Origin of the sequence: Arenibacter sp. 6A1, from assembly GCF_012272855.1 — a bacterium.
In the GTDB taxonomy this organism is placed as follows: Bacteria; Bacteroidota; Bacteroidia; order Flavobacteriales; family Flavobacteriaceae; genus Arenibacter.
The window spans coordinates 209,134-234,123 of record NZ_JAAXCQ010000001.1 but is presented as its reverse complement, the minus strand read 5'-3'; the positions used below and the strand labels follow the sequence as shown (position 1 = coordinate 234,123).

The 24,990-nt window shown below is 40.3% G+C and carries 23 protein-coding genes and 1 riboswitch; of the genes, 11 read left to right on the top strand and 12 right to left on the bottom strand.

Features of this window, described 5'->3' with window-relative positions; all coding sequences use genetic code 11:
• Positions 1–6: 6 nt before the first annotated feature.
• On the bottom strand, positions 7–1,635 hold the full coding sequence (locus HCG49_RS01030; RefSeq protein ID WP_168467711.1) for an acyl-CoA carboxylase subunit beta: 1,629 nt from the start codon (positions 1,633–1,635) through the stop codon (positions 7–9).
• 73 nt (positions 1,636–1,708) lie between these two features.
• On the opposite strand from HCG49_RS01030, the gene HCG49_RS01025 reads away from it, so the two are divergent.
• The 3 genes from HCG49_RS01025 to ettA all read left to right on the top strand — a co-directional run bounded on the left by HCG49_RS01025 (position 1,709) and on the right by ettA (position 4,862).
• A complete protein-coding gene (locus HCG49_RS01025) occupies positions 1,709–2,692 on the top strand; it encodes a Gfo/Idh/MocA family protein (RefSeq protein ID WP_168467710.1) in 984 nt (327 codons plus the stop codon).
• 74 nt (positions 2,693–2,766) lie between these two features.
• A complete protein-coding gene (locus HCG49_RS01020) occupies positions 2,767–2,949 on the top strand; it encodes a CAL67264 family membrane protein (protein WP_072763534.1) in 183 nt (60 codons plus the stop codon).
• 221 nt (positions 2,950–3,170) lie between these two features.
• Positions 3,171–4,862 (top strand): energy-dependent translational throttle protein EttA, encoded by a 1,692-nt coding sequence (gene ettA / locus HCG49_RS01015; protein WP_168467709.1) that lies wholly within the window; start codon positions 3,171–3,173, stop codon positions 4,860–4,862.
• A 62-nt stretch (positions 4,863–4,924) separates the two neighbouring features.
• On the opposite strand, the gene HCG49_RS01010 is transcribed toward ettA, so the two are convergent.
• Complete coding sequence (locus HCG49_RS01010; RefSeq protein WP_168467708.1) at positions 4,925–5,725, bottom strand: MBL fold metallo-hydrolase; 801 nt, start codon at positions 5,723–5,725, stop codon at positions 4,925–4,927.
• Positions 5,726–5,763: 38 nt separating this feature from the next.
• Entirely contained in the window at positions 5,764–6,231 is a 468-nt protein-coding gene (locus HCG49_RS01005; RefSeq protein ID WP_168467707.1) for a GNAT family N-acetyltransferase, read from the bottom strand.
• Positions 6,232–6,396: 165 nt separating this feature from the next.
• On the opposite strand from HCG49_RS01005, the gene HCG49_RS01000 reads away from it, so the two are divergent.
• Entirely contained in the window at positions 6,397–7,287 is an 891-nt protein-coding gene (locus HCG49_RS01000) for a hypothetical protein (RefSeq protein WP_072763530.1), read from the top strand.
• Positions 7,288–7,370: 83 nt separating this feature from the next.
• Here HCG49_RS01000 and fumC read toward each other — a convergent pair whose 3' ends face one another.
• The 3 genes from fumC to HCG49_RS00985 all read right to left on the bottom strand — a co-directional run bounded on the left by fumC (position 7,371) and on the right by HCG49_RS00985 (position 11,491).
• Positions 7,371–8,768, bottom strand: a complete 1,398-nt coding sequence (gene fumC / locus HCG49_RS00995; RefSeq protein ID WP_168467706.1) for a class II fumarate hydratase — start codon at positions 8,766–8,768, stop codon at positions 7,371–7,373.
• 100 nt (positions 8,769–8,868) lie between these two features.
• Positions 8,869–9,279 (bottom strand): thiol-disulfide oxidoreductase DCC family protein, encoded by a 411-nt coding sequence (locus HCG49_RS00990; protein ID WP_168467705.1) that lies wholly within the window; start codon positions 9,277–9,279, stop codon positions 8,869–8,871.
• Positions 9,280–9,289: 10 nt separating this feature from the next.
• Positions 9,290–11,491, bottom strand: coding sequence for an endonuclease MutS2 (locus HCG49_RS00985; protein WP_168467704.1), 2,202 nt, complete (start codon positions 11,489–11,491; stop codon positions 9,290–9,292).
• A 160-nt stretch (positions 11,492–11,651) separates the two neighbouring features.
• Positions 11,652–11,744, top strand: a riboswitch (TPP riboswitch).
• A 112-nt stretch (positions 11,745–11,856) separates the two neighbouring features.
• On the opposite strand from HCG49_RS00985, the gene thiS reads away from it, so the two are divergent.
• The 7 genes from thiS (at position 11,857) to thiH (ending at position 18,035) form a co-directional block, all read left to right on the top strand.
• Complete coding sequence (gene thiS, locus HCG49_RS00980; RefSeq protein ID WP_168467703.1) at positions 11,857–12,060, top strand: sulfur carrier protein ThiS; 204 nt, start codon at positions 11,857–11,859, stop codon at positions 12,058–12,060.
• An 83-nt stretch (positions 12,061–12,143) separates the two neighbouring features.
• A complete protein-coding gene (gene thiC, locus HCG49_RS00975) occupies positions 12,144–14,003 on the top strand; it encodes a phosphomethylpyrimidine synthase ThiC (RefSeq protein WP_168467702.1) in 1,860 nt (619 codons plus the stop codon).
• 107 nt (positions 14,004–14,110) lie between these two features.
• The gene (locus tag HCG49_RS00970) at positions 14,111–14,710 is read left to right on the top strand and encodes a thiamine phosphate synthase (RefSeq protein ID WP_168467701.1); all 600 of its coding nucleotides are present in this window, start codon (positions 14,111–14,113) and stop codon (positions 14,708–14,710) included.
• Between the two features lie 8 nt (positions 14,711–14,718).
• Entirely contained in the window at positions 14,719–15,462 is a 744-nt protein-coding gene (locus HCG49_RS00965) for a hydroxymethylpyrimidine/phosphomethylpyrimidine kinase (RefSeq protein WP_168467700.1), read from the top strand.
• 10 nt (positions 15,463–15,472) lie between these two features.
• Positions 15,473–16,129: a thiamine phosphate synthase gene (gene thiE / locus HCG49_RS00960; RefSeq protein WP_168467699.1), complete on the top strand. Its 657-nt coding sequence runs from the start codon at positions 15,473–15,475 to the stop codon at positions 16,127–16,129.
• Between the two features lie 18 nt (positions 16,130–16,147).
• Entirely contained in the window at positions 16,148–16,924 is a 777-nt protein-coding gene (locus HCG49_RS00955) for a thiazole synthase (protein WP_168467698.1), read from the top strand.
• A 7-nt stretch (positions 16,925–16,931) separates the two neighbouring features.
• Positions 16,932–18,035 carry a 2-iminoacetate synthase ThiH gene (thiH, locus tag HCG49_RS00950; RefSeq protein WP_168467697.1) on the top strand — a complete coding sequence of 368 codons (1,104 nt, stop codon included), beginning with the start codon at positions 16,932–16,934 and terminating at the stop codon, positions 18,033–18,035.
• A gap of 60 nt (positions 18,036–18,095) precedes the next feature.
• Here thiH and HCG49_RS00945 read toward each other — a convergent pair whose 3' ends face one another.
• From HCG49_RS00945 to HCG49_RS00920, 6 genes are all read right to left on the bottom strand, one after another.
• A complete protein-coding gene (locus HCG49_RS00945; protein WP_168467696.1) occupies positions 18,096–18,671 on the bottom strand; it encodes a GNAT family N-acetyltransferase in 576 nt (191 codons plus the stop codon).
• Positions 18,672–18,798: 127 nt separating this feature from the next.
• Complete coding sequence (locus tag HCG49_RS00940) at positions 18,799–19,431, bottom strand: NAD(P)-dependent oxidoreductase (RefSeq protein WP_168467695.1); 633 nt, start codon at positions 19,429–19,431, stop codon at positions 18,799–18,801.
• A 225-nt stretch (positions 19,432–19,656) separates the two neighbouring features.
• Positions 19,657–22,416: a carboxypeptidase-like regulatory domain-containing protein gene (locus tag HCG49_RS00935; protein ID WP_168467694.1), complete on the bottom strand. Its 2,760-nt coding sequence runs from the start codon at positions 22,414–22,416 to the stop codon at positions 19,657–19,659.
• 18 nt (positions 22,417–22,434) lie between these two features.
• On the bottom strand, positions 22,435–23,448 hold the full coding sequence (locus tag HCG49_RS00930; RefSeq protein WP_168467693.1) for a hypothetical protein: 1,014 nt from the start codon (positions 23,446–23,448) through the stop codon (positions 22,435–22,437).
• Between the two features lie 5 nt (positions 23,449–23,453).
• Entirely contained in the window at positions 23,454–24,254 is an 801-nt protein-coding gene (locus HCG49_RS00925) for a hypothetical protein (protein ID WP_168467692.1), read from the bottom strand.
• 55 nt (positions 24,255–24,309) lie between these two features.
• Positions 24,310–24,852 carry a hypothetical protein gene (locus HCG49_RS00920; RefSeq protein ID WP_168467691.1) on the bottom strand — a complete coding sequence of 181 codons (543 nt, stop codon included), beginning with the start codon at positions 24,850–24,852 and terminating at the stop codon, positions 24,310–24,312.
• Between the last annotated feature and the right edge of the window lie 138 nt (positions 24,853–24,990).

The window sequence follows — 24,990 nt, the reverse complement described above, 5'->3', positions numbered from 1 at the left end:
GGTATGTTATACCTGTAGAACCCCCATGTTAAAAGGTTTTTCGATAGGGGCATGGTTTGCCGCTTCGATTCCCATAGAAATCCATTTCCTAGTGTCCAAAGGATCAATTACGGCGTCTGTCCAAAGACGGGAAGCTGCGTAATAAGGAGATATTTGATCATCGTATCGGGCCTTAATCTTGTTAAAAAGTTCTGCTTCTTTTTCCGGGGTAATAGTTTCTCCCTTTTTCTTAAGAGAAGCAGTTTCTATTTGCAATAATACCTTGGCGGCCGAATTTCCGCTCATTACCGCGAGTTCGGCACTGGGCCAGGCTACTATAAGTCTAGGATCGTAGGCCTTGCCACACATGGCATAATTCCCTGCGCCATAACTGTTGCCTACCACAATGGTGAATTTAGGTACTACTGAGTTGCTTACGGCGTTGACCATCTTGGCTCCGTCTTTAATAATACCGCCATGTTCACTTTTACTGCCAACCATAAACCCGGTGACATCTTGTAAAAACACTAATGGTATTTTCTTTTGATTGCAATTGGCAATAAAACGGGTTGCCTTATCGGCAGATTCGGAATAGATAACCCCGCCAAAGCGCATTTCTCCTTTGGTAGTTTTTACCACCTTGCGCTGGTTGGCAACAATACCCACGGCCCAGCCATCGATACGGGCGTAACCGGTAAGGATTGTTTTACCATACCCTTCTTTATATTGTTCAAATTTGGAATCGTCTACCAACCGTTTAATAATTTCGAGCATATCATATTGGTCCGATCTGGACTTGGGGAGGATACCATAGATGTCCTCCTCCTTTAAAGCAGGTTTTATAGCTGCCTTTCTATTGTAACCGGCCTTGTCAAAATCACCTATTTTGTCCATTATATTTTTAATGGTATCCAAGGCGTGTTTATCGTCTTTAGCCTTGTAATCTGTGACCCCACTAATTTCGCAGTGGGTACTTGCACCACCAAGGGTTTCATTGTCTATGACTTCCCCAATGGCCGCTTTTACTAAATAACTGCCCGCCAAAAATATACTGGCAGTTTTGTCTACGATCAAAGCCTCATCGCTCATAATTGGCAGATAAGCTCCTCCAGCAACACAACTGCCCATGACGGCCGAAATTTGCGTGATACCCATACTGCTCATCACGGCATTGTTTCTGAAAATCCTTCCAAAATGTTCCTTGTCAGGGAAAATTTCATCCTGCATAGGAAGGTATACACCAGCGCTGTCTACCAAATAAATAATAGGAAGGCGGTTTTCTATGGCTATTTCTTGAGCGCGTAGGTTTTTTTTCGCAGTAATAGGGAACCAAGCGCCGGCTTTCACCGTAGCATCATTGGCAACCACTATGCATTGCTGGCCTTTGATAAAGCCTATTTTTATCACCACACCGCCAGAGGGACATCCACCATGTTCCTCATACATACCATCACCAACAAAGGCTCCTATCTCAATGGCGTCCCTATCCTTGTCTAGTAGGTAATCTATTCGCTCCCTAGCTGTTAATTTGCCAAGGGCGTGTTGTTTTTCTATACGGCCCTTGCCACCGCCCAAATACACCTTTGCTAATTTTTTATTAAGTCCCGAAAGAAGAAGTTTATTGTGATCTTCGTTTTTATTGAAGTTGATATCCATTCTTATTATAGTTTCTATAGGGCAATAAAGATAAGGAGTAATATTGATTAACTTTGACAAAATGAATTGCAAAATGGGACAAAAAATACGTTGGGGTATTATTGGTTTAGGTAATATAGCACATCATTTTGTGAAGGACCTGGCCATGGTGAACGATGCAGAAATTATCGCAGTAGCATCGAGAAATATAGTAAAGGCAAACGAGTTTGCAGCCCAATATGGTGTAAAACAATCTTTTGGGAGCTATGAATCTTTATTGCAGTGTGAGGAAGTAGACGTGGTGTATATTGCGACTCCCCATACCTTCCATGTCAGTATTGCACTCATGGCCATGAACTACAAAAAGAATGTGCTTTGTGAGAAACCATTAGGGGTAAATACGGATGAAGTGGAAAGGGTGATTGCCTGTGCCAGAGAAAATAAAGTGTTTTTAATGGAGGCACTTTGGAGTAGGTTTAACCCCGCGGTTCAGAAAGTAAAACAGTTGGTAGATGCCAAAGAAATAGGCGATATTGCTTTTGTACATGCCGATTTTGCGTTTTATGCCATGGATAGGGATTTAAAGGGAAGGGTGCTGAACCCAGAATTGGCCGGTGGCTCTCTTCTTGATATTGGAATTTATCCTGCTTTTTTAGCCTATATATTACTAGGTGTACCGGAGAAAGTCCTGTCAACTTCTAGTTTTTATGAGAACGGTGTGGAAGTACAAACGTCAATGATTTTTAAATATCCCCGGGCACAGGCCGTATTGTATTCGGGTTTTACTAGTAAATCTTCTATGAAAGCCGAAATTTATGGAGATAAAGGAGTTGTCTGTATACAGCCCAGATGGCATGAGGCACAGGGGTATAGCGTGGAAAAAAATAATGAAATAGAGAATTTTCCAATGCCAACAGAAGGAAGAGGGTACTATTATGAAATCATGGAAGTAAACGATTGTATTAGACAGGGAAAACTTCAGAGTGACCTTTGGAGTCATCAAAATAGTTTGGATTTAATAGGGATATTGGATTTGGTGCGCAGGCAAAGTGGGATCGTCTTTCCTTTTGAACCCTAAAGTTTTCGTTTTAGAAGGATGATATTATCTAAAAATTACGATATTTGAACGCTACAAATTAAACCAATTAAAAGATGGGAATGAATAAGAACACAGTACTTGCTTGGGCAACCTTTATTATGATAGTCGTAGGTCTGGCACTTATTGCCTTAGGGGCTTTTAGATACGATGATGTCGCAGGATGGGGATTTGCCTCGGTTGGCATTGGTTTCTTTGCAATTGCTTGGGTTTTTAATGCGCTAAAAGGAAGAGTGTAAGTATAGGATGCAATTTCCGGTCTAAGGCAATTAGGAGCCTAAAAGGTATTCGTTCATAGTTCCAAAAGCAAGGAGTTTTTTACTTCTATTCTTTGGAGATTGTGCTATGGCCAGAAATTAAATCCATAATGATATGCAATTACTGTCCAAAGTGTTAAAACTATAAATGAGTAATTTCAAAACGAACAAAACAAAAATTAAAATTTTAAACAACTAAAATTATGTCAGACGACAAGAAAGTAATTTTCTCCATGTCTGGGGTTACAAAAACGTATAAGACTGCGAATACTCCAGTATTAAAGAATATTTATTTAAGTTTCTTTTATGGCGCCAAAATTGGAATTTTAGGACTGAACGGTTCTGGTAAATCCACCTTGTTAAAAATTATTGCCGGGGTAGACAAAAACTTCCAAGGTGATGTCGTTTTTTCGCCAGGGTATAAAGTAGGGTACTTGGAACAGGAACCCCAATTGGACGAGAACAAGACAGTATTGGAAATAGTCAAAGAAGGTGTTGCCGAAACCGTTGCTATCTTGGACGAGTACAACAAGATAAACGATATGTTTGGCTTGCCCGAAGTTTATGAGGATGCAGATAAAATGCAAAAACTTATGGACAAACAGGCAGAGTTGCAGGATAAAATTGACGCCTCTAATGCATGGGAACTAGATACCAAGCTAGAAATAGCGATGGACGCCTTGCGTACGCCCGATGGAGATAAGAAAATAAGTGTTCTCTCTGGAGGGGAAAGAAGACGTGTGGCCCTATGCCGATTATTATTGCAAGAGCCAGAAATATTATTGCTCGATGAGCCTACCAACCACTTGGATGCCGAGTCGGTACATTGGTTAGAGCATCATTTGGCCGAATATAAAGGAACGGTAATCGCCGTAACCCACGATAGATACTTCTTGGATAACGTTGCTGGTTGGATCTTGGAATTGGATAGAGGCGAAGGTATTCCTTGGAAAGGAAATTACTCAAGCTGGTTAGATCAGAAATCTAAGCGAATGGCCGAAGAGAGCAAAACAGCTTCCAAACGCCAGAAAATATTGGAAAGAGAGCTCGATTGGGTACGTCAGGGGGCCAAAGGACGCCAAACCAAACAAAAGGCGCGTTTGCAGAACTATGACAAATTAATGAGTCAAGATCAAAAACAATTGGATGAGAAATTGGAGATTTATATCCCCAATGGCCCAAGATTGGGAACCAATGTTATTGAAGCCGTAGGGGTAAGTAAGGCCTATGACGACAAATTGCTCTATGAAGATTTGAATTTTAAACTTCCACAGGCGGGAATAGTAGGGGTTATTGGACCTAACGGTGCTGGTAAGACAACTATTTTTAGAATGATAATGGGAGAGGAGACACCTAATAAAGGTGAGTTTATCGTAGGTGAAACAGCAAAAATAGCCTATGTAGACCAAAGCCATTCAAATATTGATCCTGAGAAAACTATATGGCAGAACTTTAGCGATGAGCAAGAACTGATTATGATGGCCGGGAGACAAGTGAACTCAAGAGCCTATTTAAGTCGTTTTAATTTTTCGGGAAGCGAACAAAACAAGAAAGTAAGCATGCTTTCTGGAGGGGAACGTAACCGTTTGCATTTGGCGATGACTTTAAAAGAAGAAGGTAACGTGTTGTTATTAGATGAGCCTACCAACGACTTGGACGTAAATACCTTACGAGCTTTAGAAGAAGGTTTGGAAAATTTTGCCGGATGTGCCGTGGTGATTTCCCACGACCGTTGGTTCCTAGATAGGATCTGTACACATATTTTGGCCTTCGAAGGGGATTCGCAAGTGTATTTCTTTGAAGGGTCGTTCTCGGAATATGAAGAAAACAAAAAGAAACGTTTGGGCGGCGATTTAATCCCTAAGCGACTTAAGTATAAGAAGTTAATTAGATAATAGTTGTTGTAACTTTAATACCGCGGATCCCTGAAAGAATCTTTTTAGGGATCCGTTTTTTTTTAGTAGTCGTCCTTAGGATACCAATCTAACTGTACGACCCTTATAGTTGAATCCTTTTCATGGACCAACTTTTTAAACTGAAGGACATCGCTAACTTCGGGTTTACCTCTGTAATGATAAGGGTAGACTTCCTTGGGCTTAAAGGCTAATACAGCATCGGCGGCGCTTTCGACCGTCATGGTATAGGGTAGGTTCATGCAAATAAAAGCCTTGTCTATGTTTTGTAGCGCGCGCATTTCAGGAATGTCCTCGGTATCCCCGGAAAAATATATCCGAGTACCGTTTTTACTAAGTACATAACCATTGCCGCGACCCTTGGGATGAAAGTCTTTGGCAGCTTCCCGAAGATTGTACATAGGGATAGCTTCTATGGTAATGCCGTAGCGTTCCTTGCTTTCGGCATTATTTAGAATATCCAATTGAGGTGTAAATTCAGAAGGGATGTTATCGGCTACGGCCTGTGGGACAATTAATTTTGCTTTCTGGGTGTTTAATGCTTCCAGGGTAGAAAGGCTAAAATGATCACCATGGATATCGGTAATCAAAATCAAATCTGCTTTTTTCTGATTCGTAAAGGCATCTTTTCCACCAACCGGATCAATATAAATGGTGATATCGTCCCATTGCAGAACAGCTGTAGCATGTTCTATTGGTACAATGGTCAAGCCGAGTTCTTTTTGATGAGTAGTGACTGGGGATGCTTCAGCTTCCTTTTGAGATGTCTTGGGCGTTTCCTTACAGCTAAATAACAGTACACAGCCTAAAATATTAAAGATGATTGCTTTGCTCGTATAGGTCATGACTATGTTATTTTAAATTAGTAAGAAGAAGTACGGTTTTAATCCAGTACCAACTCCATTTTTATATCACTGCGATCATACGGGATATCGCTTTCTAGGACCACCTCCTTAAAACCATATTTTCTATAGATATGTAGGGCATTCTCTAATTTGGTGCTAGAATATAAAACAAGTTTGTGCCATTGCTTTTCCTGGGCAAATTCTATGGCAAAGTTCATAAGTGCCTGCCCAATTTTTAATCCTTGATATTTGGTGGTCACGGCCATCTTTCCAAGTTCATATGCTGTGGGACTCAACTTTAACAATGCAAAACATCCTACAATTTCATCGTTGTATTGCGCAAAATAGATGAATCCGCCCTTATTTATGATGGTTTCTTCGCAGTTTTCCAAAAGATTGATATCTTTTGGTTCAACATAAAAGTACTGCTCTAGCCATGCTATGTTAAGATTTTTGAAATCTGCAGCATATTGTGAGCTAAAAGGAAGGATTTTTAACGACTTCATAGAATAAAAGAATAATAAGTATAAAGTTAACAATTCATTTTATAAATTTGGTATGAAAATATTTTTATACTGTAGGAATCTAAAAACATAATTAGATCGTATATACCTATGGTTGTAATGTTTTTAATAAAAAAATAACAAAAGAAATAAATAATAATTTAGATTATGACAGAAGCAAAAAGCAATAATGGATTAAAAGTTATCGCGGGTTTATTAGGGGTTGTCTTAATTGGAGTGCTGATCTATACGGTAAGTTTATATCAGGACAAACAAAAGACTACTGCTTTGTTGACCAAGGAAAAAGAATTGGTCGTTGAAGATCTGACAAGTTTGAAGTCGGAGTACGATAAGGCAATCTTAGAAAGTAATGCCACCAACGAAGAGTTGGTTTCTGCACGTGACAATATCGCTAAATATATAGACTCGGTACAAACAATGAAAGCTGACATCAGTTCTCTTTACCGCTATAGAAAGCAAGTGGGAATATTGACCAAGGAAAGAGAGCAACTGCTTAGAAAAGTGGATTCTTTGACAAGATCCAATTCTTATTTGGCCATGCAACGCGATAGTACGTATGTCGAATTGGAAAGACAAACTGTTTTTAATGATTCACTTGTAGTTCAAAATACCCAATTAGCCGATGCTGTTGAAAAAGGGTCGGCCTTAAACTTATCCAAGTTTTCGGTTGATGCTATTAAAGAGCGTTCTAGTGGAAAGCTAGTTTCTACCTCAAGAGCCAAGGCAACGGACAAATTGAAAGTATGTTTTACCGTAGCCGATAATATTATTACACAGGCCGGAGATAGGGAGTTTTTTATAGAAGTGTTAGACCCACAAGGAAATGTTTTGGGAGAGAGCTTTTCTAAAACAAACGATGCAGGCGGAATGGTGACTTATAGCAAGGCAACCGGATTTTACTATGAAAACCGCGCTTTGGATGTTTGTGACTTTATAGACAAACCTGCTACTGGAGAATTTCAAAAAGGAAATTATATGGTGAATGTATATGATAACCGTCTAAAACTTTTGGGGACTTCTAAGTTTCAACTAAAATAAGACCTAAAACCCATTAAAATAAAAAGGCCAATCTTTTCAGATTGGCCTTTTTTCATACATAGCGTTTTGGCAACTGAACTAAATTATTTTAAACTTCCCACCATTTCTTCTGGTTTTACCCATTCGTCGTATTCTTCAGCCGTTACGTACCCAAGATTGATGGCTTCCTCCTTAAGAGTAGTGCCGTTTTCATGCGCCGTATTGGCGATTTCTGCTGCTTTGTAATAGCCTATTTTTGTGTTTAAGGCCGTTACCAACATTAGAGAATTATTCAGTAATTGCTTTATAACCTGATGGTTTGGCTCTATTCCTGCCGCACAGTTTTCTTCAAAACTAACACAGGCATCCCCTAGTAATTGGGCAGATTGTAAAATATTGGCCGCCATCATAGGCTTAAAGACATTTAACTCGTAGTGGCCTTGGGTTCCCCCAACACTGATCGCTACATCGTTCCCCATAACCTGTGCACAAACCATGGTTAATGCCTCACTTTGGGTAGGGTTTACTTTTCCTGGCATAATAGAACTTCCAGGCTCATTGGCAGGGATGATAATTTCCCCGATGCCCGATCTAGGTCCAGAAGCCATCATTCTAATATCATTGGCAATCTTGTTAAGGGCTACGGCTAATTGTTTTAATGCACCGTGACTTTCTACAATGGCATCGTGGGAAGCAAGGGCCTCAAACTTGTTTTCAGCCGTTTTAAAAGGTAGTCCTGTAAATTCGGCAATGTATTTTGCAACCAATACATCGTATCCGTTCGGAGTGTTTAATCCGGTTCCTACAGCTGTACCGCCAAGAGCCATTTCACTTAAATGATCCAAAGTGTTGTTCAAGGCTCTTAAGCCATGGTCTAGCTGAGAAACATAACCAGAAAATTCCTGGCCCAAGGTTAGAGGGGTAGCATCCATTAAATGGGTACGTCCTATTTTTACGACCTTGGCAAATTCCTGCGCTTTCTTGTGTAAGGTGTCCCTAAGTTGGGTAACCCCTGGAATGGTAACTTCTACAATCTTTTTGTAGGCCGCAATATGCATCCCAGTAGGGAAAGTATCGTTGGAAGACTGAGATTTGTTGACATCATCGTTGGGCTGAATGGTTTTTTCGCCCTCGCCGATCTTTTTTCCTGCCAATTCATGTGCACGGTTGGCAACCATCTCGTTGACATTCATATTACTTTGGGTTCCAGAACCTGTTTGCCAAATAACCAACGGAAACTGATCATCGTGCTTTCCGGCTAAAATTTCATCGCACACTTGCGCGATCAAATCCCTTTTCTCCTTGCTCAATACCCCTAAATCGTGATTGGTGTAAGCAGCGGCTTTTTTCAAGTATGCAAAACCGTAAACTACATCCAAAGGCATAGAGCCCGATGGACCAATTTTAAAGTTGTTTCTAGAGCGCTCTGTTTGTGCTCCCCAATACTTATCGGACGGAACTTTAACCTCGCCCATGGTGTCCTTTTCTATACGGTATTCCATAGTATATATTACGTTTATAGTGAATTACAATTTATATTTATAAGATTTGTTGTAAAATAACAGACCCCGATTTCTTTCTACTTACCTAGTCCGTCTTATTTTAAAGAAACTTCCCCTGCAAGCTTACATGGGGAACCATACAGCTTTCTTTCTTCCCGTACCAACGATACCTGTTTTTGGCAACATAATCGTAGATAAGGTTTCTAAACCCTTCCGGTATCCATTCTAGCACCATTAATGCACTCCATAATCCTCCAAAGGATTTTACAATTTGTATCGCGGCGGTAGACTTGGTGTAATAGGCTACCCCCGGATCTATCAGAACAATAGAATCTATTTTAGTAGCATCTATACCGCGTTCCTTTACTAATTTTTGACCTATAGTACTCTGCAGGGCTGCGAATCTAAAAGTATCGGCAGCATCGTGCTTAATAACATTCTGAACCCAAGCATTGCAAAGATTGCAAACGCCATCGAAGAGGATAATTTTCTTGCCTTGTGGGACTTCCATTGTTTTATTATTATTTTTTAACGCCTTTTCCTTTGGCTATGTTTGCCGCTGAATTTACCAGTTCTAGCTGATCGACACTGACATTGGTCGTAAACAGCCCATAATTGATAAAAGCCTTGTTTTTCTCTAATTTATCAATACTGCCTATGGCCTTTCCGTCCAATAAACGTACCCGGTCCCCAATTTTAAAAACTGGGCGCGGCTTGTTTTTTTCGGTGATCTCTGCCTTCTTTTTCTTAATCTTTTTTTCCTCCCGAATAACTTCAACTTTTTTGTTGACCTCTTGCTCTACCTTGGCTTTTTTCTCTTTTTTGGCCTTTATTTCCTTGACCGTTTGTTTTTTGCGCTTGCTATTCTCGGTCTCTACTATTTGTAGCAGGTCCGAAATCATACTGCGCTTTTTCTTGTCGTTAAAATAGCGCTCTGCCAGGGTGTTTACCTTATTCCCCAAATAGATCATGCGCTGGTTATGATCATAGAGTTCCTGGTAGTTTTCTAGTTTCGATTTTATCTTCGAATTAAGATCTTCCAGTTTTTGAGCCTCTGTCCTTGCCTTGGATTCTTCCTCTTGCAATCGCGAGCCTGTTTTTTCCATTTTACTGCGCTCCTTTTGCAATTTGGCAATAGTGGCATCAAAACGAACTTTGCCTCGTTCTATTTTTTTCTTGGCCTTATTGATCAGGCTGTAGGGAATTCCATTTTTCTGGGCTACCTCAAACGTAAACGAGCTACCGGCCTGTCCCAAAACCAATTTATAGGTAGGCTCTAAGGACTTTTCGTCAAAAAGCATGTTGGCATTGGTAACATATGGCAATTCGTTGGCCAATAGCTTTAAATTGGCATAATGGGTAGTAATGACCCCATAAGCGCCCCGTTCATAAAACACCTCCAAAAAGGTTTCGGCCAAAGCGCCGCCAAGTTCGGGATCACTACCTGTTCCAAATTCATCAATAAGAAACAAGGTTTTGTCATTGCACTTCCGCAAAAAGGAATTCATGTTCTTAAGACGGTAACTATAGGTGCTCAGGTGGTTTTCTATAGATTGGTTGTCGCCTATATCCGTTAAAATATGGTCGAACAAACATACCTTGGACCGCTCATGAACCGGAATCAATAACCCACTTTGCAACATCAACTGTAAAAGTCCGATAGTCTTTAAAGTAATACTCTTACCACCTGCATTGGGACCCGAGATAACGATAATCCTATTTTCCTCATGTAGCTCAATGGTCTGTGGATAGGTGGTTTCGTTTTTGTACTTATTGCTCAAAAATAATAATGGGTGATATGCATCTTTTAAATACATTTCCCTATTTTCACTAATGGTCGGTAAGAGCGCATTCATTTCCAAGGCATATTTCGCCTTGGAAGCGGTAATGTCTATATGTATTAGAAACTGTTGATAAGCATATAAATCGGGGGCATAAGGGCGAATGAAATTGGTAAGCTCGTTCAGGATTTTTCGGATCTCCTCACGTTCTTCAAATTCTAAATTTCCCAATTCGCGGCTATAACGCAAGGTAGCCTCCGGTTCTATATAAACAATACTTCCCGTTTTGGAAGTCCCCATAACCGCACCCTTTACTTTTTTACGGTACATGCTCTTTACGGCAAGTACACGCCGGTTGTCTACCACAGATTCTCGTATCTCGTCCAAAAGATCAGAGGCGTGATAAGTGCTTAGGGCCGAGGCAAAACTTTGGTTGATCTTGCCTTTTACCGTATTGATGTTTATTCGTAGTTGGTGTAAATTATTAGAGGCATCGTCCTTAATCTCACCAAACTTATCAATGACCGAATCTATCTTTGTAGGCACCTCCGTATTCAAATGTACGGTCTCGGAAACCTTATGTAGCAAGGGATAATAGTCCTTAAATTTCTTGAAAAATTTTATATGGGTGGCCACATTATGGAAGATGCTGCCAATTTTTTTGAAACTTCCAATTTCTAAGGTGGTATTTTCAATTTTTAAGAGTTTTAATTCCTGATTTACCGAATCAAAACCATGGTGGGGAATGCTATTGTCGTTCTGATAAGAAGAGAGATACTCCGAGGTTTGCCCCAAAGCATCCAATATATGTTCCCTGCTCGATAAGGGGGTTAAAAGCAAAACCTCTTCCTTTCCTAATTCGGTAGTACAACGAACCGAAAGTTGTTTTAAAACCGTATTGAATTCTAAATCTTGAAGTGTCTTGGAGCTTATTTTATTCATAGTATATTAAAAAACCATACAAAGGTAGTCATTAGCGATGAAAGTATAAATAGGCTATTGCCTTATCCAAAGCATTTAAAGTGCGACTTTATAAAATTCACAACAGCTGCTTAAATTGTAAATAATTAGCGGAGTTTAATTTTTAATGATATATTCGCCATGTAAACTTTGGGAGTAACTAGCAATAGTTTGAGAAATATCCTTAGAACCTGATTTGGTTGATACCAACGTAGGGAAAATTTACAGGCACCTTCATGCAATGATGTGCCCTGCACTTTTATATTTCCACACACTTCCTTTTTGGTTTGCATAATTTAATTATGAACGTTAAAAACGGCTTTTCCTAAGCGGAAGGTTTTATTCGTATGGTTACAATTAGAGTAAACGACAAAGAGCATCAATTTAAAACACCTCCTTCGCTCGACGAGGTTTTGGACCAGCTACAATTTTCTTTGAACGGCATTGCCGTAGCTGTAAATCAACAAATCATTTCAAAAGCCCATTGGTCCAAGACCAGTTTATGTCAGAACGACAAGGTTTTGGTCATTACTGCCACTCAAGGCGGCTAGGAGGTTCCATTTTTTTAACACGAAGTATAACTGTGCTTGGGCTGTAGGAAAAATCCTTGTAGCCTGTGCCATAACATGTAAAAATGAAAACAAAAGACACAGCACCAAAAAAAGACGGTATTACGAGACACCCGTTTCCTAGTTCTCAAAAAATTTATGTACCTGGAAAAATCTATCCCGAGCTCCAAGTAGCAATGCGCGAAATATTGCTCAGCGATACCACCGATTCATTAACCGGAAAGAAGATTCCGAATGAGCCGGTAACCATCTACGATACCTCCGGACCCTATACCGATCCCAATATAGCGATAGATATACATAAAGGCTTAGCACCTATTCGAAAACAATGGATATTAGACCGTGGCGATGTCGAAGAATTAAATGAATTCTCCTCTGAGTATTGCAACCAGCGCCTAAACGACAAACGCTTGGATCATTTGCGTTTTTCGCACCTTAAAAAGCCTTTACGAGCCAAAAAAGGAAAGAATGTCTCTCAGCTATTTTATGCTAAGCAGGGGATTATTACCCCGGAAATGGAGTATGTGGCCATTAGGGAAAACCAGCGTATAGATGAAATGACGCGCTTGTCGGAACAACATAAAGGGCAAAGCTTTGGGGCTAGTATTCCCGAAAAAATTACCCCCGAATTTGTACGTGACGAGATTGCCAGGGGACGGGCCGTGCTGCCTTCCAATATTAACCACCCCGAAAGCGAGCCCATGATCTTGGGGCGGAATTTTTTGGTGAAAATAAATGCCAATATCGGAAATTCGGCCACGACCTCTAGTATCGAGGAAGAGGTAGAAAAAGCCGTTTGGGCATGCCGTTGGGGCGCCGATAATATTATGGACCTATCGACCGGAAAAAACATCCATGAAACTAGGGAGTGGATTGTGAGGAATTCCCCGGTGCCAATCGGTACCGTGCCTATATATCAGGCCTTGGAAAAGGTCAATGGGAAGGCCGAAGACCTTACCTGGGAAATTTATAGGGACACCCTTATAGAGCAGGCAGAGCAGGGAGTAGACTATTTTACGATCCATGCCGGGGTACGCCTGCGCTATATTCCCATGACCGCAAAACGCATCACTGGCATTGTTTCTCGCGGAGGTTCTATTATGGCAAAATGGTGTTTGGCACATCATAAGGAAAGCTTCCTATATACCCATTTCGAGGAGATTTGTGAAATTATGAAAGCCTACGATGTTGCCTTTTCTCTAGGCGATGGCCTACGTCCCGGTTCTATTGCCGATGCCAATGACGAGGCGCAGTTTGCAGAATTGGAAACCTTGGGAGAACTGACAAAAATTGCCTGGAAACACGACGTTCAAACCTTTATCGAAGGTCCAGGACACGTGCCCATGCATATGATAAAGGCCAATATGGACAAGCAATTAGAAGCCTGTAACGAGGCGCCTTTTTATACCTTGGGGCCACTGACCACGGATATCGCTCCTGGCTACGACCATATTACCTCTGGGATCGGGGCGGCCATGATCGGGTGGTTCGGTTGTGCTATGTTGTGTTATGTTACTCCTAAGGAGCACTTAGGATTGCCCAATAAAGACGACGTGCGTACTGGTGTGGTTACCTATAAACTTGCGGCCCATGCGGCAGATCTTGCTAAAGGCCACCCCGGTGCCCAGCATAGGGACGATGCCTTGAGTAAAGCGCGATTTGAATTCCGTTGGGAAGATCAGTTTAACCTGTCGCTAGATCCGGAATTGGCAAGGGAATACCACGATGAGACCCTGCCCGCCGAAGGCGCTAAAATTGCCCATTTCTGCTCTATGTGCGGGCCAAAATTCTGCTCCATGAAAATTTCTCAGGAAGTACGCGATTTTGCCGCCATAAACGAAATAAAGAACGATGAGGTCTTTGCCAAGGGCATGGAAGAAAAATCACAGGAATTTAAAGATAAAGGTAGCGAAGTGTATTTGTAAACTTTTTTAGGAGGTCCCCACGCCATCAGATGGCGTGGTCGGGCTTTCCGCTATATCTTTTTTATAAAAATAAAAAAGGATGCCGCTGCAATCCCTAACCCATAAATATGATACTTCTTATAGCATCAGAAAAAGACCTGGAAAATGAAACCGCCCACCTTAACCAATTGTTTAAAGCAGGCCTAGCAAGCTATCACTTTAGGAAACCTGCAAAATCCTTGGAAGAATGCCGTCGGTTTTTAGATCTAATCGATTCCGAATACCACGCCAGAATTGTAACGCATGGTTTTCATGCCCTGGCCGAGGAATACACCCTAAAGGGAGTACATTTAAAAGAACAGCTGCGAACCGATTTAAAGGAAGGGCTGCTGCCCTATGTGCAAAACTATCGGGACAAAGGCTTTACAGTTAGCAGTTCTTTTCATGAACCAGAGGCTTTGTCTGACTGTAAAATTCCATTTGATTACTGTTTGTTAAGTCCGGTTTTTACTTCCATTTCCAAACAAGGATATCAGGGGAAGGGCTTTAACATAGGCCATGTACCCAAAAAGATCATCGGTTTGGGGGGAATCCGTGAGGAAACAATAGCCCAGACGGTAGCTTTAGGATATAGCGGTATTGGGGTGTTGGGTGCTATATGGCAATCCAAGGAGCCTATAAAAAGTTTTATAAGGATACAACAGGCCTATAGGGCATGCATTAAATAAATTCACTTATGGATAATCGCCCTTATGTATTGACAATAGCCGGACTAGATCCTTCAAGTGGTGCAGGTATTACCGCAGATATAAAAGCTATGGAGGCCTTAAAATGTTACGGTTTATCAGTCTGTACCGCTAATACCGTCCAAAACGATGTGTCTTTAAAGGCGGTTTATTGGACGCCCTTAGCGGTTATATTGGAACAAATAGACATCCTTTTCGAACGATTTACCATAACGGTTGTAAAAATTGGGGTAGTAGAAAACTGGACAGTATTAAACAGTATTCTAACCCTTTTGCATCAAAAAAATAAAGGGATAAAAATAGTGCTCGATCCTGTCCTTTCTTCCAGTACTTCCTATTGTTTCCACGATTCGGATACGACAGAATTCTATCAGGTTTTAGAAAAAATATACTTGCTGACCCCTAATTATTTGGAGGTGCAAGATTTATTTCCAGACCGGGATATCGCTAAAAATATAGCCGAAATCACCCAAAGAACCAACCTTTTACTGAAAGGCGGACATCATCCAAACCGAAGAGGAGAAGATGTATTATATCTAAAGAACGATGAGGTGCATAGCTTTCTTCCAAAGGTCGATAAGGTTTTTCCAAAACACGGATCTGGTTGTGTACTGTCTTCTTATATAGCGAGTTATTTGGCATTAGGGCAACCCTTGCATCAAGCCTGTGAAAAGGCTAAAATCAATATAGAATCCTTTCTGAACTCTAATTCCAGCCTATTGGGCTATCACTGAAAAAAAGAAAATGAATCATTTATATTATATCTCCCAGGGAAAAACTCCCGAGGAACACTTAACAAATATAGAAACAGCTGTGCGAGGCGGTTGCCGCTTGGTACAACTGCGATTAAAAGAAATACCCCAAGATCAGATTCTTGAAACCGCCATTGCGGCAAAGTTAATTTGTAATGGTAACGATACATGCTTAATAATAAACGATCACCCCAAAATAGCACATGCCATCAATGCCGATGGCGTACACTTAGGGAAGACCGATAGCGATATTGCCGATGCCCGTTTACTGTTGGGAACTACTAAAATAATTGGGGGTACCGCCAATACTTTGGAAGATTGTTTAGAGCTCATAAAGGCGGGTGTCGATTATATTGGATTGGGCCCCTATAAGTTTACGGCCACCAAAAAGAACCTAAGTCCAGTTTTGGGGGCAGACGGTATCCAAAAGATAGTTTCATCTCTTAGGGATAATGGGCATAAGGTGCCTGTGTACGCCATAGGGGGAATTGTAGAGGAAGATGTTGAGGTGTTGTTTGAAACCGGAGTTTATGGCCTTGCCGTATCCGGACTTCTAACCAATACATCGGCAGAAAGAATAGGCCAACTAAGACAATATGTCCAAGAGGGGTATAAGGCGACTAGGAGCATAGAAAATACACAGTATTAAAATAACTAAAAAGCATTCATGAACAACGATATACTCACCATTGCAGGAAAGGAATTTAATTCTAGATTGTTTACCGGAACTGGTAAATTTAGCACCTCCCTTTTAATGAAGGAAGCCTTGTTGGCCTCGGAAAGCGAGTTGGCCACCGTGGCTCTTAAGCGGGTAGATGTAAAGGATAAAAACGATGATATTTTAGCCCATCTCAAGCACCCAAACATCAGTTTGTTACCCAATACTTCTGGAGTAAGAACGGCAAAAGAAGCTGTTTTTGCTGCTCAATTGGCTAGGGAGGCCCTCGAGACAAATTGGATAAAATTAGAAATACATCCCGATCCCAAATACTTATTACCAGATCCTATAGAAACCTTAAAGGCAGCCGAGGAACTGGTAAAGCTTGGGTTTGTGGTCATGCCCTATATCCATGCCGATCCTGTTTTGTGCAAACGACTAGAAGATGTTGGGGTACAATGTGTAATGCCTTTAGGAGCTCCCATAGGAAGTAATAAGGGTTTAAAAACCTTGGAGTTTTTAGAAATAATAATAGCCCAAAGCAAGGTGCCTGTCATCGTAGATGCCGGAATCGGAAGTCCGTCCCATGCCGCCTTGGCCATGGAGATAGGGGCCGATGCGGTCTTAGTGAACACGGCTATTGCAGTATCCCAGAACCCCGTAGCTATGGCAAAAGCCTTTAAAATGGCCGTAGAGGCCGGTAGAATTGCCTATAAGGCCAAATTGGCACCCGTAGTTCAAATGGCGGCCGCTAGTAGTCCACTAACCAGCTTTTTAAGTAATTAGATAGCCCATGTTTCAAGAATTATTCGATACCTATAATTGGGACGAAACCCTAAAAAGCATCTATGCTAAAACAACAAGGGACGTAAGAAACGCTTTAGATAATCCGAACCGAAATTTGGAAGACTTTAAGGCTTTGATTTCTCCGGCAGCGGCCCCCTTTTTAGAAGAAATGGCGCAGTTAAGCCGTATGCTTACTAAAAAACGCTTCGGGAATACCATACAAATGTATTCGCCCATGTATTTGAGCAACGAATGCCAAAATATCTGTACCTATTGCGGCTTTAGCCTGACCAATAAAATCCCTAGAAGAACCCTTAGCGATAAAGAAATACTACAAGAAGTAGCTTATATAAAATCTAAAGGCTACGACCATATTTTACTGGTCACCGGGGAAGCCAATACTACCGTAGAGGTAGCTTACTTAGAGAATGCTATTCAACTGATTCGTTCGCACTTCTCTAATATCACTATAGAAGTACAGCCTTTAGATCAGGAAGATTATGAGTTACTGAAGAGTAGCGGCCTCTATGCGGTGTTGGTATACCAGGAAACCTATCATAGGGATGAATATAAAAAACACCATCCCAAAGGAAAAAAATCCAATTTTGATTATCGGTTGGCGACGCCCGATAGGTTGGGAAAGGCAGGGGTGCATAAAATTGGCCTTGGCGCATTATTTGGTTTGGAAGACTGGCGTGCCGATAGTTTTTTTACGGCCCTGCATCTAAAATATCTCCAAAAGACCTATTGGAAAACAAAGTATTCTATTTCATTTCCTAGACTAAGACCCCATTCCGGGGGATTAGAGCCAAAAGTAGCTATGACAGATCCCCATTTGGTACAGCTTATTTGTGCCTATAGACTCTTAGATGAGGATGTAGAGCTTTCTATTTCGACCCGAGAAAGTGAAATATTTAGAAACCATATCGTTAATTTGGGGATTACCTCTATCAGTGCAGAATCTAAAACCAACCCCGGGGGCTATACAGTAGAAAAACAATCCTTGGAACAGTTCGAGATTTCTGATGAACGCAGTACCGAAGCCGTAACTGAGATGTTAAAGGCGCAGGGTCTAGAGGTGGTTTGGAAAGACTGGGAACATTATTTATAAAAAACACCACAACCATACTATAGCTACCATGGTTGTGGTTTTTTAAGAGTGAAAAAAATATTAAGCTCCCACTTGGTACACCATATGCTCATAAGCTTCGCCCAAGAGGGTTTTGATCCCCATGGTCGTAAAGCCCAACTTTTCATACAAGCGTTTAGCATTGGGGTTAGAAACATCGACCAATAAGCCTATGTTGTGGTAGCCTCTTTTTGTAGCATGTTGTATTAAAGTGCTGATAAGCCCTTTTCCTATTCCCAAGCCCTGTTTGTTGGGCGCTACACTGATGGTATCAATATAATATTCCCCTTCCGTAGTTTCATTTTCCAAGGCCATGCTAAAGTTGTAATGCTCCTTTAAGTATGTTGTAAAGGACTGTCGCAGTTGCTGAAACAGACCTCCGTCGTAAGCGGTGATAGAACCTACAATCCCCGTATGGTCTTCGGCTACCAAGGTGTTTTCGTAGCTATAGATGTTTTGGGGCTGTGCAAAAAAATGCTCAAAAACAGCAACCGCATCAGAGGTCTGTTTCCCATTCACAAATTTTAAGGCCAATTCTTCCATGGCCTGAATCATAAGCGGAGCAACAAAAGTTTTGTCTGCTGGTTTTGCGGTTCTAAAAGTTAATGTAGTATTCATAGTAGTAAAGTGGACCAAGGCCCAGTAATATAAGTGATTTGATAAGCTACAAAATTAATGAATAAACCAGTATGGAAGAAGGTTTCGTCCTAGGATAAGATGTGAAACGCCTTTGCCTATATCCAAATCAATTTATTATAGTGGGAGTTTTGTGTACATAGGTGTTGTCATACAATTGTTTTAGCATAAAGTCGGCTACACTGGCCCTAGAGATGCAAGGAGTAAGAATATAATGGCCTAATTTTTCTCCATCTTGGTAATTGGATTTCTTTTTTCCATTGGTCAGTTGTCCAGGACGAACAATAATCCATTCCAAATTACTTTGCATGATAAGCTTTTCTTGTTTGGATTTATCCTTAAAATAAAACCATAGAATTACCGGGATCACAAAAAGGGTATAATATAGCCCAAGTTTATACCGACTATCGTTAATTCCTAAGGAAGTAATGGCTATAAGACGCTTTACGTGCTGTTTTTCCATGGCCAAAATTAGATTCTTGCTGCTTTGAGACAGGATGCTGGTTTTAATAAAGAACCGTTTATGTCCAAGTGCCGATAGTACAGCGTCTTGGTTTTTAACGGCCGCTCCTAAGTCCTGTAACGATAGCACGTTGCCTTTACATACTCGAAGGTGGGAATGAGTCAACTTTACCTTATCGGGTTGGCGTACCATGGCAGTTACCTCATGTCCTTGTTCTAGTGCCTGCGCTATAAGTTGACGTCCCGTTTTTCCTGTCCCGCCAATGATCAAAAGCTTCATAGTATGCGTTTTTTAGTTAGTATCAAGTTCGTTATAAAAAGGACTATAAGAAATCTTTTGCTACCGATTTGTAGAATTAGTAGGACGAACTGCTAAAAATAGAATAGGAGGCTGAATTAAGAAACCAAAGTACTTTGGCTACTACTTGAGTTGCTTTAATTTTTAAAAAAAAACAGCTACCAGGTTGAGGGCTTTGCTTACCTTGTTCACTAGGCTAGCGTGCCATTAGAATTTTTTGCGAATTACGCGTCGCTCTTTTATGTTCAGGGTGAATTTCACCTGCTGTAACTCACCGGATTTTACCTCAAGGTTTTGGTGGTTGTCCGGTACTTCTATCATATCTAAATATGCAGGTTTGTCTAATTGTATGGTATAACTGCCTTCGGGCACATACAGCCTAAAATTTCCATTGTTATCCGTTCTGGTGTAATGTGTATCTCCGTCCTTATCGGTCAAAATAATAGGGAAGCCGTGTAGCTCCTTGGACGTTTTATAGCTTAATGCGGTAAATTTATAACCCACTTTGCCCATTATAGTACTCGTTTTGGTCAGTTCCATAGCAATGGTTTTATTTTCAAATAAATCTACTCGAGCATCGGCAACATACCAGTCTTTTTTGCTAGAAACATGAACCTTATAAGTGCCCTCTGGTAATTTTTTATAGGTGATGATACCTTTGTCGTTGGTCCTAAAGGCTTTGTTGTCAATAAAGACCATTTCTCCCTCAGCAGCTACTTTTTGAAGGCCCTTCCCCGTATCAAGGGTACGGTATACATACACCTGTAATTGGTGCTTTTTTTCATCCATTAAAATCTTCGAAAAACTTTTTACCACCCCAAACTCCATGGTGGCAGTTTGGTAATAATTATATTCAAACCCGGAATAGTAGGTGTTAAAGAACAGTTTTAAATTTTTATTGAAGTGGTAATCTGCCCTGCCGTTAAAATTTATCTGTGCCGGACCAAAGGGTGTTTTATTATAGTTGAAGCCTGCTCGTAATTGGAGTTTTTTGTCCCAAAAATCATGATGGTATGAGGGCATTATACTAAATAATTCATAGCCCTTTTGGGTCCCTAAGCGGGATAGGGAAATAATTTCGCCTATTTGGAACTGGTTTTTTTGATAATAAGCATGCACCCTAAAGTTTTTATAGCTGTAGTTTAAGGAGCTTTTTAGATGTTTCTGATAATCAGGGTTCATGTTCGAATGGAAAATACCCCCGGTTATATTTAAAGACAGATTTTGTTTGCTGTGAAAATCGGAAAAACTAAATCCGAACATAATATCCTTGGTAGTCATTTGATAGCTTTCAGAATTTTGAAAGGCAGTTTCTAGCTCATTTCTTTTTTCCTTGACCAAAGTAGGGGTTAAGGAGAGATGGAAATTTTTAAAACTTTTGGATACCCCTATATCAAAGCGTTGATTTAAAAAATCGGAACTCATAAAATAGTTGTCCCCAAAGGGTTTAGGGGAATACCGGTATAGGTTATAAGACCCCCATAGGTTGTAATTTTCCTTAGAATAGCTAATTCTTTCGCTGGTATTAAAGGCCCCTCTTTGATATCCTGCAAAATAAGCGCTGCTATAGGTGTTGGTACTTGAAAAAGATAAATTTTCATTTTTGGCCAAGAAGTTTAATTCTCCGATACCCCCTAGTTCTGAATCGTTTTCGCTCCCTGTAGATTGCAATTGCGATAGCGCGCCACCTATCCGAAGCTTTAAATTTTCTTGGTCTAGAATACTGGCTTTTGTTGCGGCTATATAGCTTTTAGAATTATTAAAGGCATCGGTATCATAGAGCATAGAAACTTCATACCCCTTATTTAACCAGCCACCATTATGGGTGAAATTTGCCCACGCCGATCTTCCGTTACTGGCATTACGGGCGTCCATTAAATTATAGGTCTTATCCAAAGCCCCCAATTCAATTCTATTGTTTGGGTCTTCATAATAAGCGCTACCCCCGCGCCCGTTTAGGTTTAATAAACCAGTGGAATTATATATGTTGCCAGCGCTAAGACCATAAAACTCCGAGTCGTAGGAAAGTCTTGAATTTCGAATAAGATACTGCTGGTTATTGGCCATGTAGTTAATATCTAGGTTGGACTCCAAAGTGCCTTTTTTTAAATTAAACTGGTTATTGGCCAATAGGTAGTATTGATAGTAATCACCATTTTTTAATATACTAATACGTATTTGGTTGTTTCGTGCCATGCTGCTAGGGTTTAGCCCTTCTGTCCGATGCTTAAAGCGTCTCGACTCTTTAATGGCACTGGCGAAAAGGGTACTGTTTCCAAAAATGGAGCCGTCACTATATAGCCCTTTAATCGTTATTTTTAATTCGTCTTCCTTAAGGGTTTTACTATCTACAATTTTGCAGATATAGAGTAGGGTATCTCTAAAGGCCTCCAAATTAAATTTCAGTAATTCAAAATCTTTTTTGTGCGACTTTTCAAAAAAACGAGTGACTAAGTTAATCTTTTGTGGAGTGTTGCCCATATTGCTTAGTTTAACAGGAATAGTAAGGGTATCCCCTCCCTTTTCAAAAGTAAGTTTTTGATTTAATAGCTGCAGTCTTACTAATTTTTTCTCTTTTATTTTTAAAGGGAAGTCCAGCTTGCTTAACAACTGCCCGTCCAGGGATAATAAGCCCAGGCCAATAATAGCATTATCTAAAGAAGCGGCGTTTCTAGAGACGATGGCCTTTATTGGAACAAATAGCGTTTCGTTGGGCGCTAAAGAAAAGCCATCGGGATACATATTTACAAAACGTAGAACCTCTTCATCGTAAGTAAAGGAGAGTTTTGTAGCTATGGGCGTATTACGCTTGTTTTCTAATTTCAAGCTAAGGGTAATCAACGCGCCGTTGGTGGTGGTAATAGAAGAAGAAGTACTGCTCATTACAACATCTTGCGCCCATCCTTGGTTTAGGGAAAACCCGAGAATAAGAAGGAATAGAATAGTTGTTTTATAAAAATGAGGCATTCAATCTTCTATTGAGTACTAGTTAGGGACTAAAGAAAAAGTTACATCGGTAGTGTAATCTCCTCTTTCAACCGAATTTTGAATGGAATTTGGTGGCATAAAAAAACGCAGATTATACTCCAGGGTTTGAGGGATATTAGCGCTCCTTGTAATCAGCGTCTGATTACTGGTAGATAGCTGTAATGGGCCGTTAAAAGCGACATTGCTCTGGTCACCGGCTTTGGAGGCTACTACCTTTAAAACAGACACCGGAAAAGTGGTGGACTGCGTATGAGAGATAAAATCGGAATTGGACGCTTTAACCGTTATTTGATAATTGTTAATCGAAGTTACCTTCAGACCATTTTGGATGTCTATAGATTTTTCTCCGGTATAATCGCTTGCCGTGGAAAATTGAAAATTTAGAAGATTGGCGGCGTTTTGAAGTACAATACTTTCGGTCTGAGCCATATTTTTGTCAAAACCCGCTCCTTGAATAACTTGGACTGTTTTTAATAGTGTCGTACCATCATAAAGCTTAAACTCATATGTGGCCCTATAACTGCCGTCAGGGATAGTGTTTAACAATGGATCGCTAGAGATATCTAAATTGTAATAAAACACATAACTGCTTTCATCTCTTTTTAATCTATCATTACCAACTAATAATACTTGTTCTGCTAAACTTAAGGATACGGAGGTATGCTGCGGGTTTATATTTACGCCCTGAGAAGGGATAGTACTCATGTTAAAACTTAACTGCCCTATATTCGGACCTATTGAAGAAGCGCTAGCAGAAGTGTTTCTAAAGCTATCTAATAGCCGTACGGTTACTCTGGGGTTAAGTAAATGGTTGTTATTATGGGTGGTATTATTAGTGTTGATAATTTGAATACTTATTTGGTTAGACTGTGTTACTCCAGTATCCAAATTATTCTGAGAACTAAATACAGGGTAGCCATTTTGTGTAATTAAAAATTGCTGTCCTTGTATATGGGCGGTGAAAAAGACGAAAAGAAGGAAACCTCCGTATTTTAAAAGTGTTTTTATCATCCTTATTATATACTAAAGTCCATCTCGGCAATATTAATGACATCGTTATCTCCATAAGTCACCGTGGCCGATAAGGTATAATTCCCCGGCGATAAATCTTGGGGTAATTGTTGTGTTACCACCCGTAGGTCTGCAGGAAGTGTGTAAAACTCCGATTTGGGCATTTTGATAGTTTTACCAGTAGACTTGTTCATAATTTCCCAAACAACGGCCCCATTGGTCCACGATTCTCCAATATTCTTTAAATGAAGGGCAACCTGCTTCTTCTCAGCACCGTCTTCATTCTTTTTAAAGTCTACGATATCAATCTCATGAATGGGTTCCGATACAGCACTATGATAAATTTTTACCCCCATTCGTACCGTGACCTGTATGGCCGCTCCTTCTTTGTTCTGACTCTGTCCTGGATTTAACTGGGTAAAAAACAACATGGAGGTATGTACAGGAATGGTATGGTCTAGCTCCGATGGGACTTTCATCATTACCTGCACATCCTTAGATTCCCCCGCTGATAAAATAAAATAGGTGTCTGGAAATACTTGAATCCAATCACTACAGGAATTTTCCAAAGTGCCGGCTTCAACGATATTATTGTTACCGTTGGTTTCATAATCCCAATCGGCAAAAGACACCCCTACCTCTAGCTCCCCTTGGGTAGGATTGTTCACTTTTATGGTCTGTATGTTTTCTCCGCCTGGGGCTACCGTATAAAATACCCGCCCAGGAGTTACGGCAATACCGGCCTGAGCATTTATAGTCATTAGGGGAATTAATAATAAGGAGAAAAGTAAAATAAGTGTTTTCATAAGGGCTATATTTATTCTGTAAAATATGATCGGTTAATACTTGTTATTTCGTTGGTTACTTAGGGGCAATAGTATATACTACCATAGTTTTGTAATTTCCCGATGCTCTATTTAAATATTGATGTGTCTTAGCATTTGGAATGCTGTATTGGGCATTAAAAGTTTGAGTAACCGTTTCTGCATTAGAATCGATAATAACCTCTGAAGTGGGACTTAAATAAATTGGTGTATATGTAATTACATTGCTTGGCACATTTGGGCTTACTTCTAGTTGAACAGTATTTACGGCTAGGGTAGTGCTACTGCCAGTTAACTCAAAATTTGCAGTTGATGTATTCACACTTATAGTATAGGCCGAGGTTGTGCTAACTTTTATATGATCAGTTTGCAATGAAGAGCTACTGCCCTGTGTAAATTGCGATGGTAAAGACATGTCGATATTCACCGTAGCTTGGGATATTTCTAAGGACAAGATAGGGGCTAAAGTTATATTAACCTGGGCCGCTGCCGTATTTTGAGCCTTTAAAGGAAGGAAAAGACACAGTAGCAACAAGAAAGAAAATTGGGATAGGTAGTTCGTGTACAAACAAGTGTTCAATAGTTGGGGGATTTAATTTAGACAAGAACTTATAAGTGTACTTATTTTATTTCTCTTAACCATATTATGGTGGCTAAGAGATTAAAGAACCCATTTAAAAATTGGGGTATAGTTTTAAAATTTTTAATACCGGCCCCC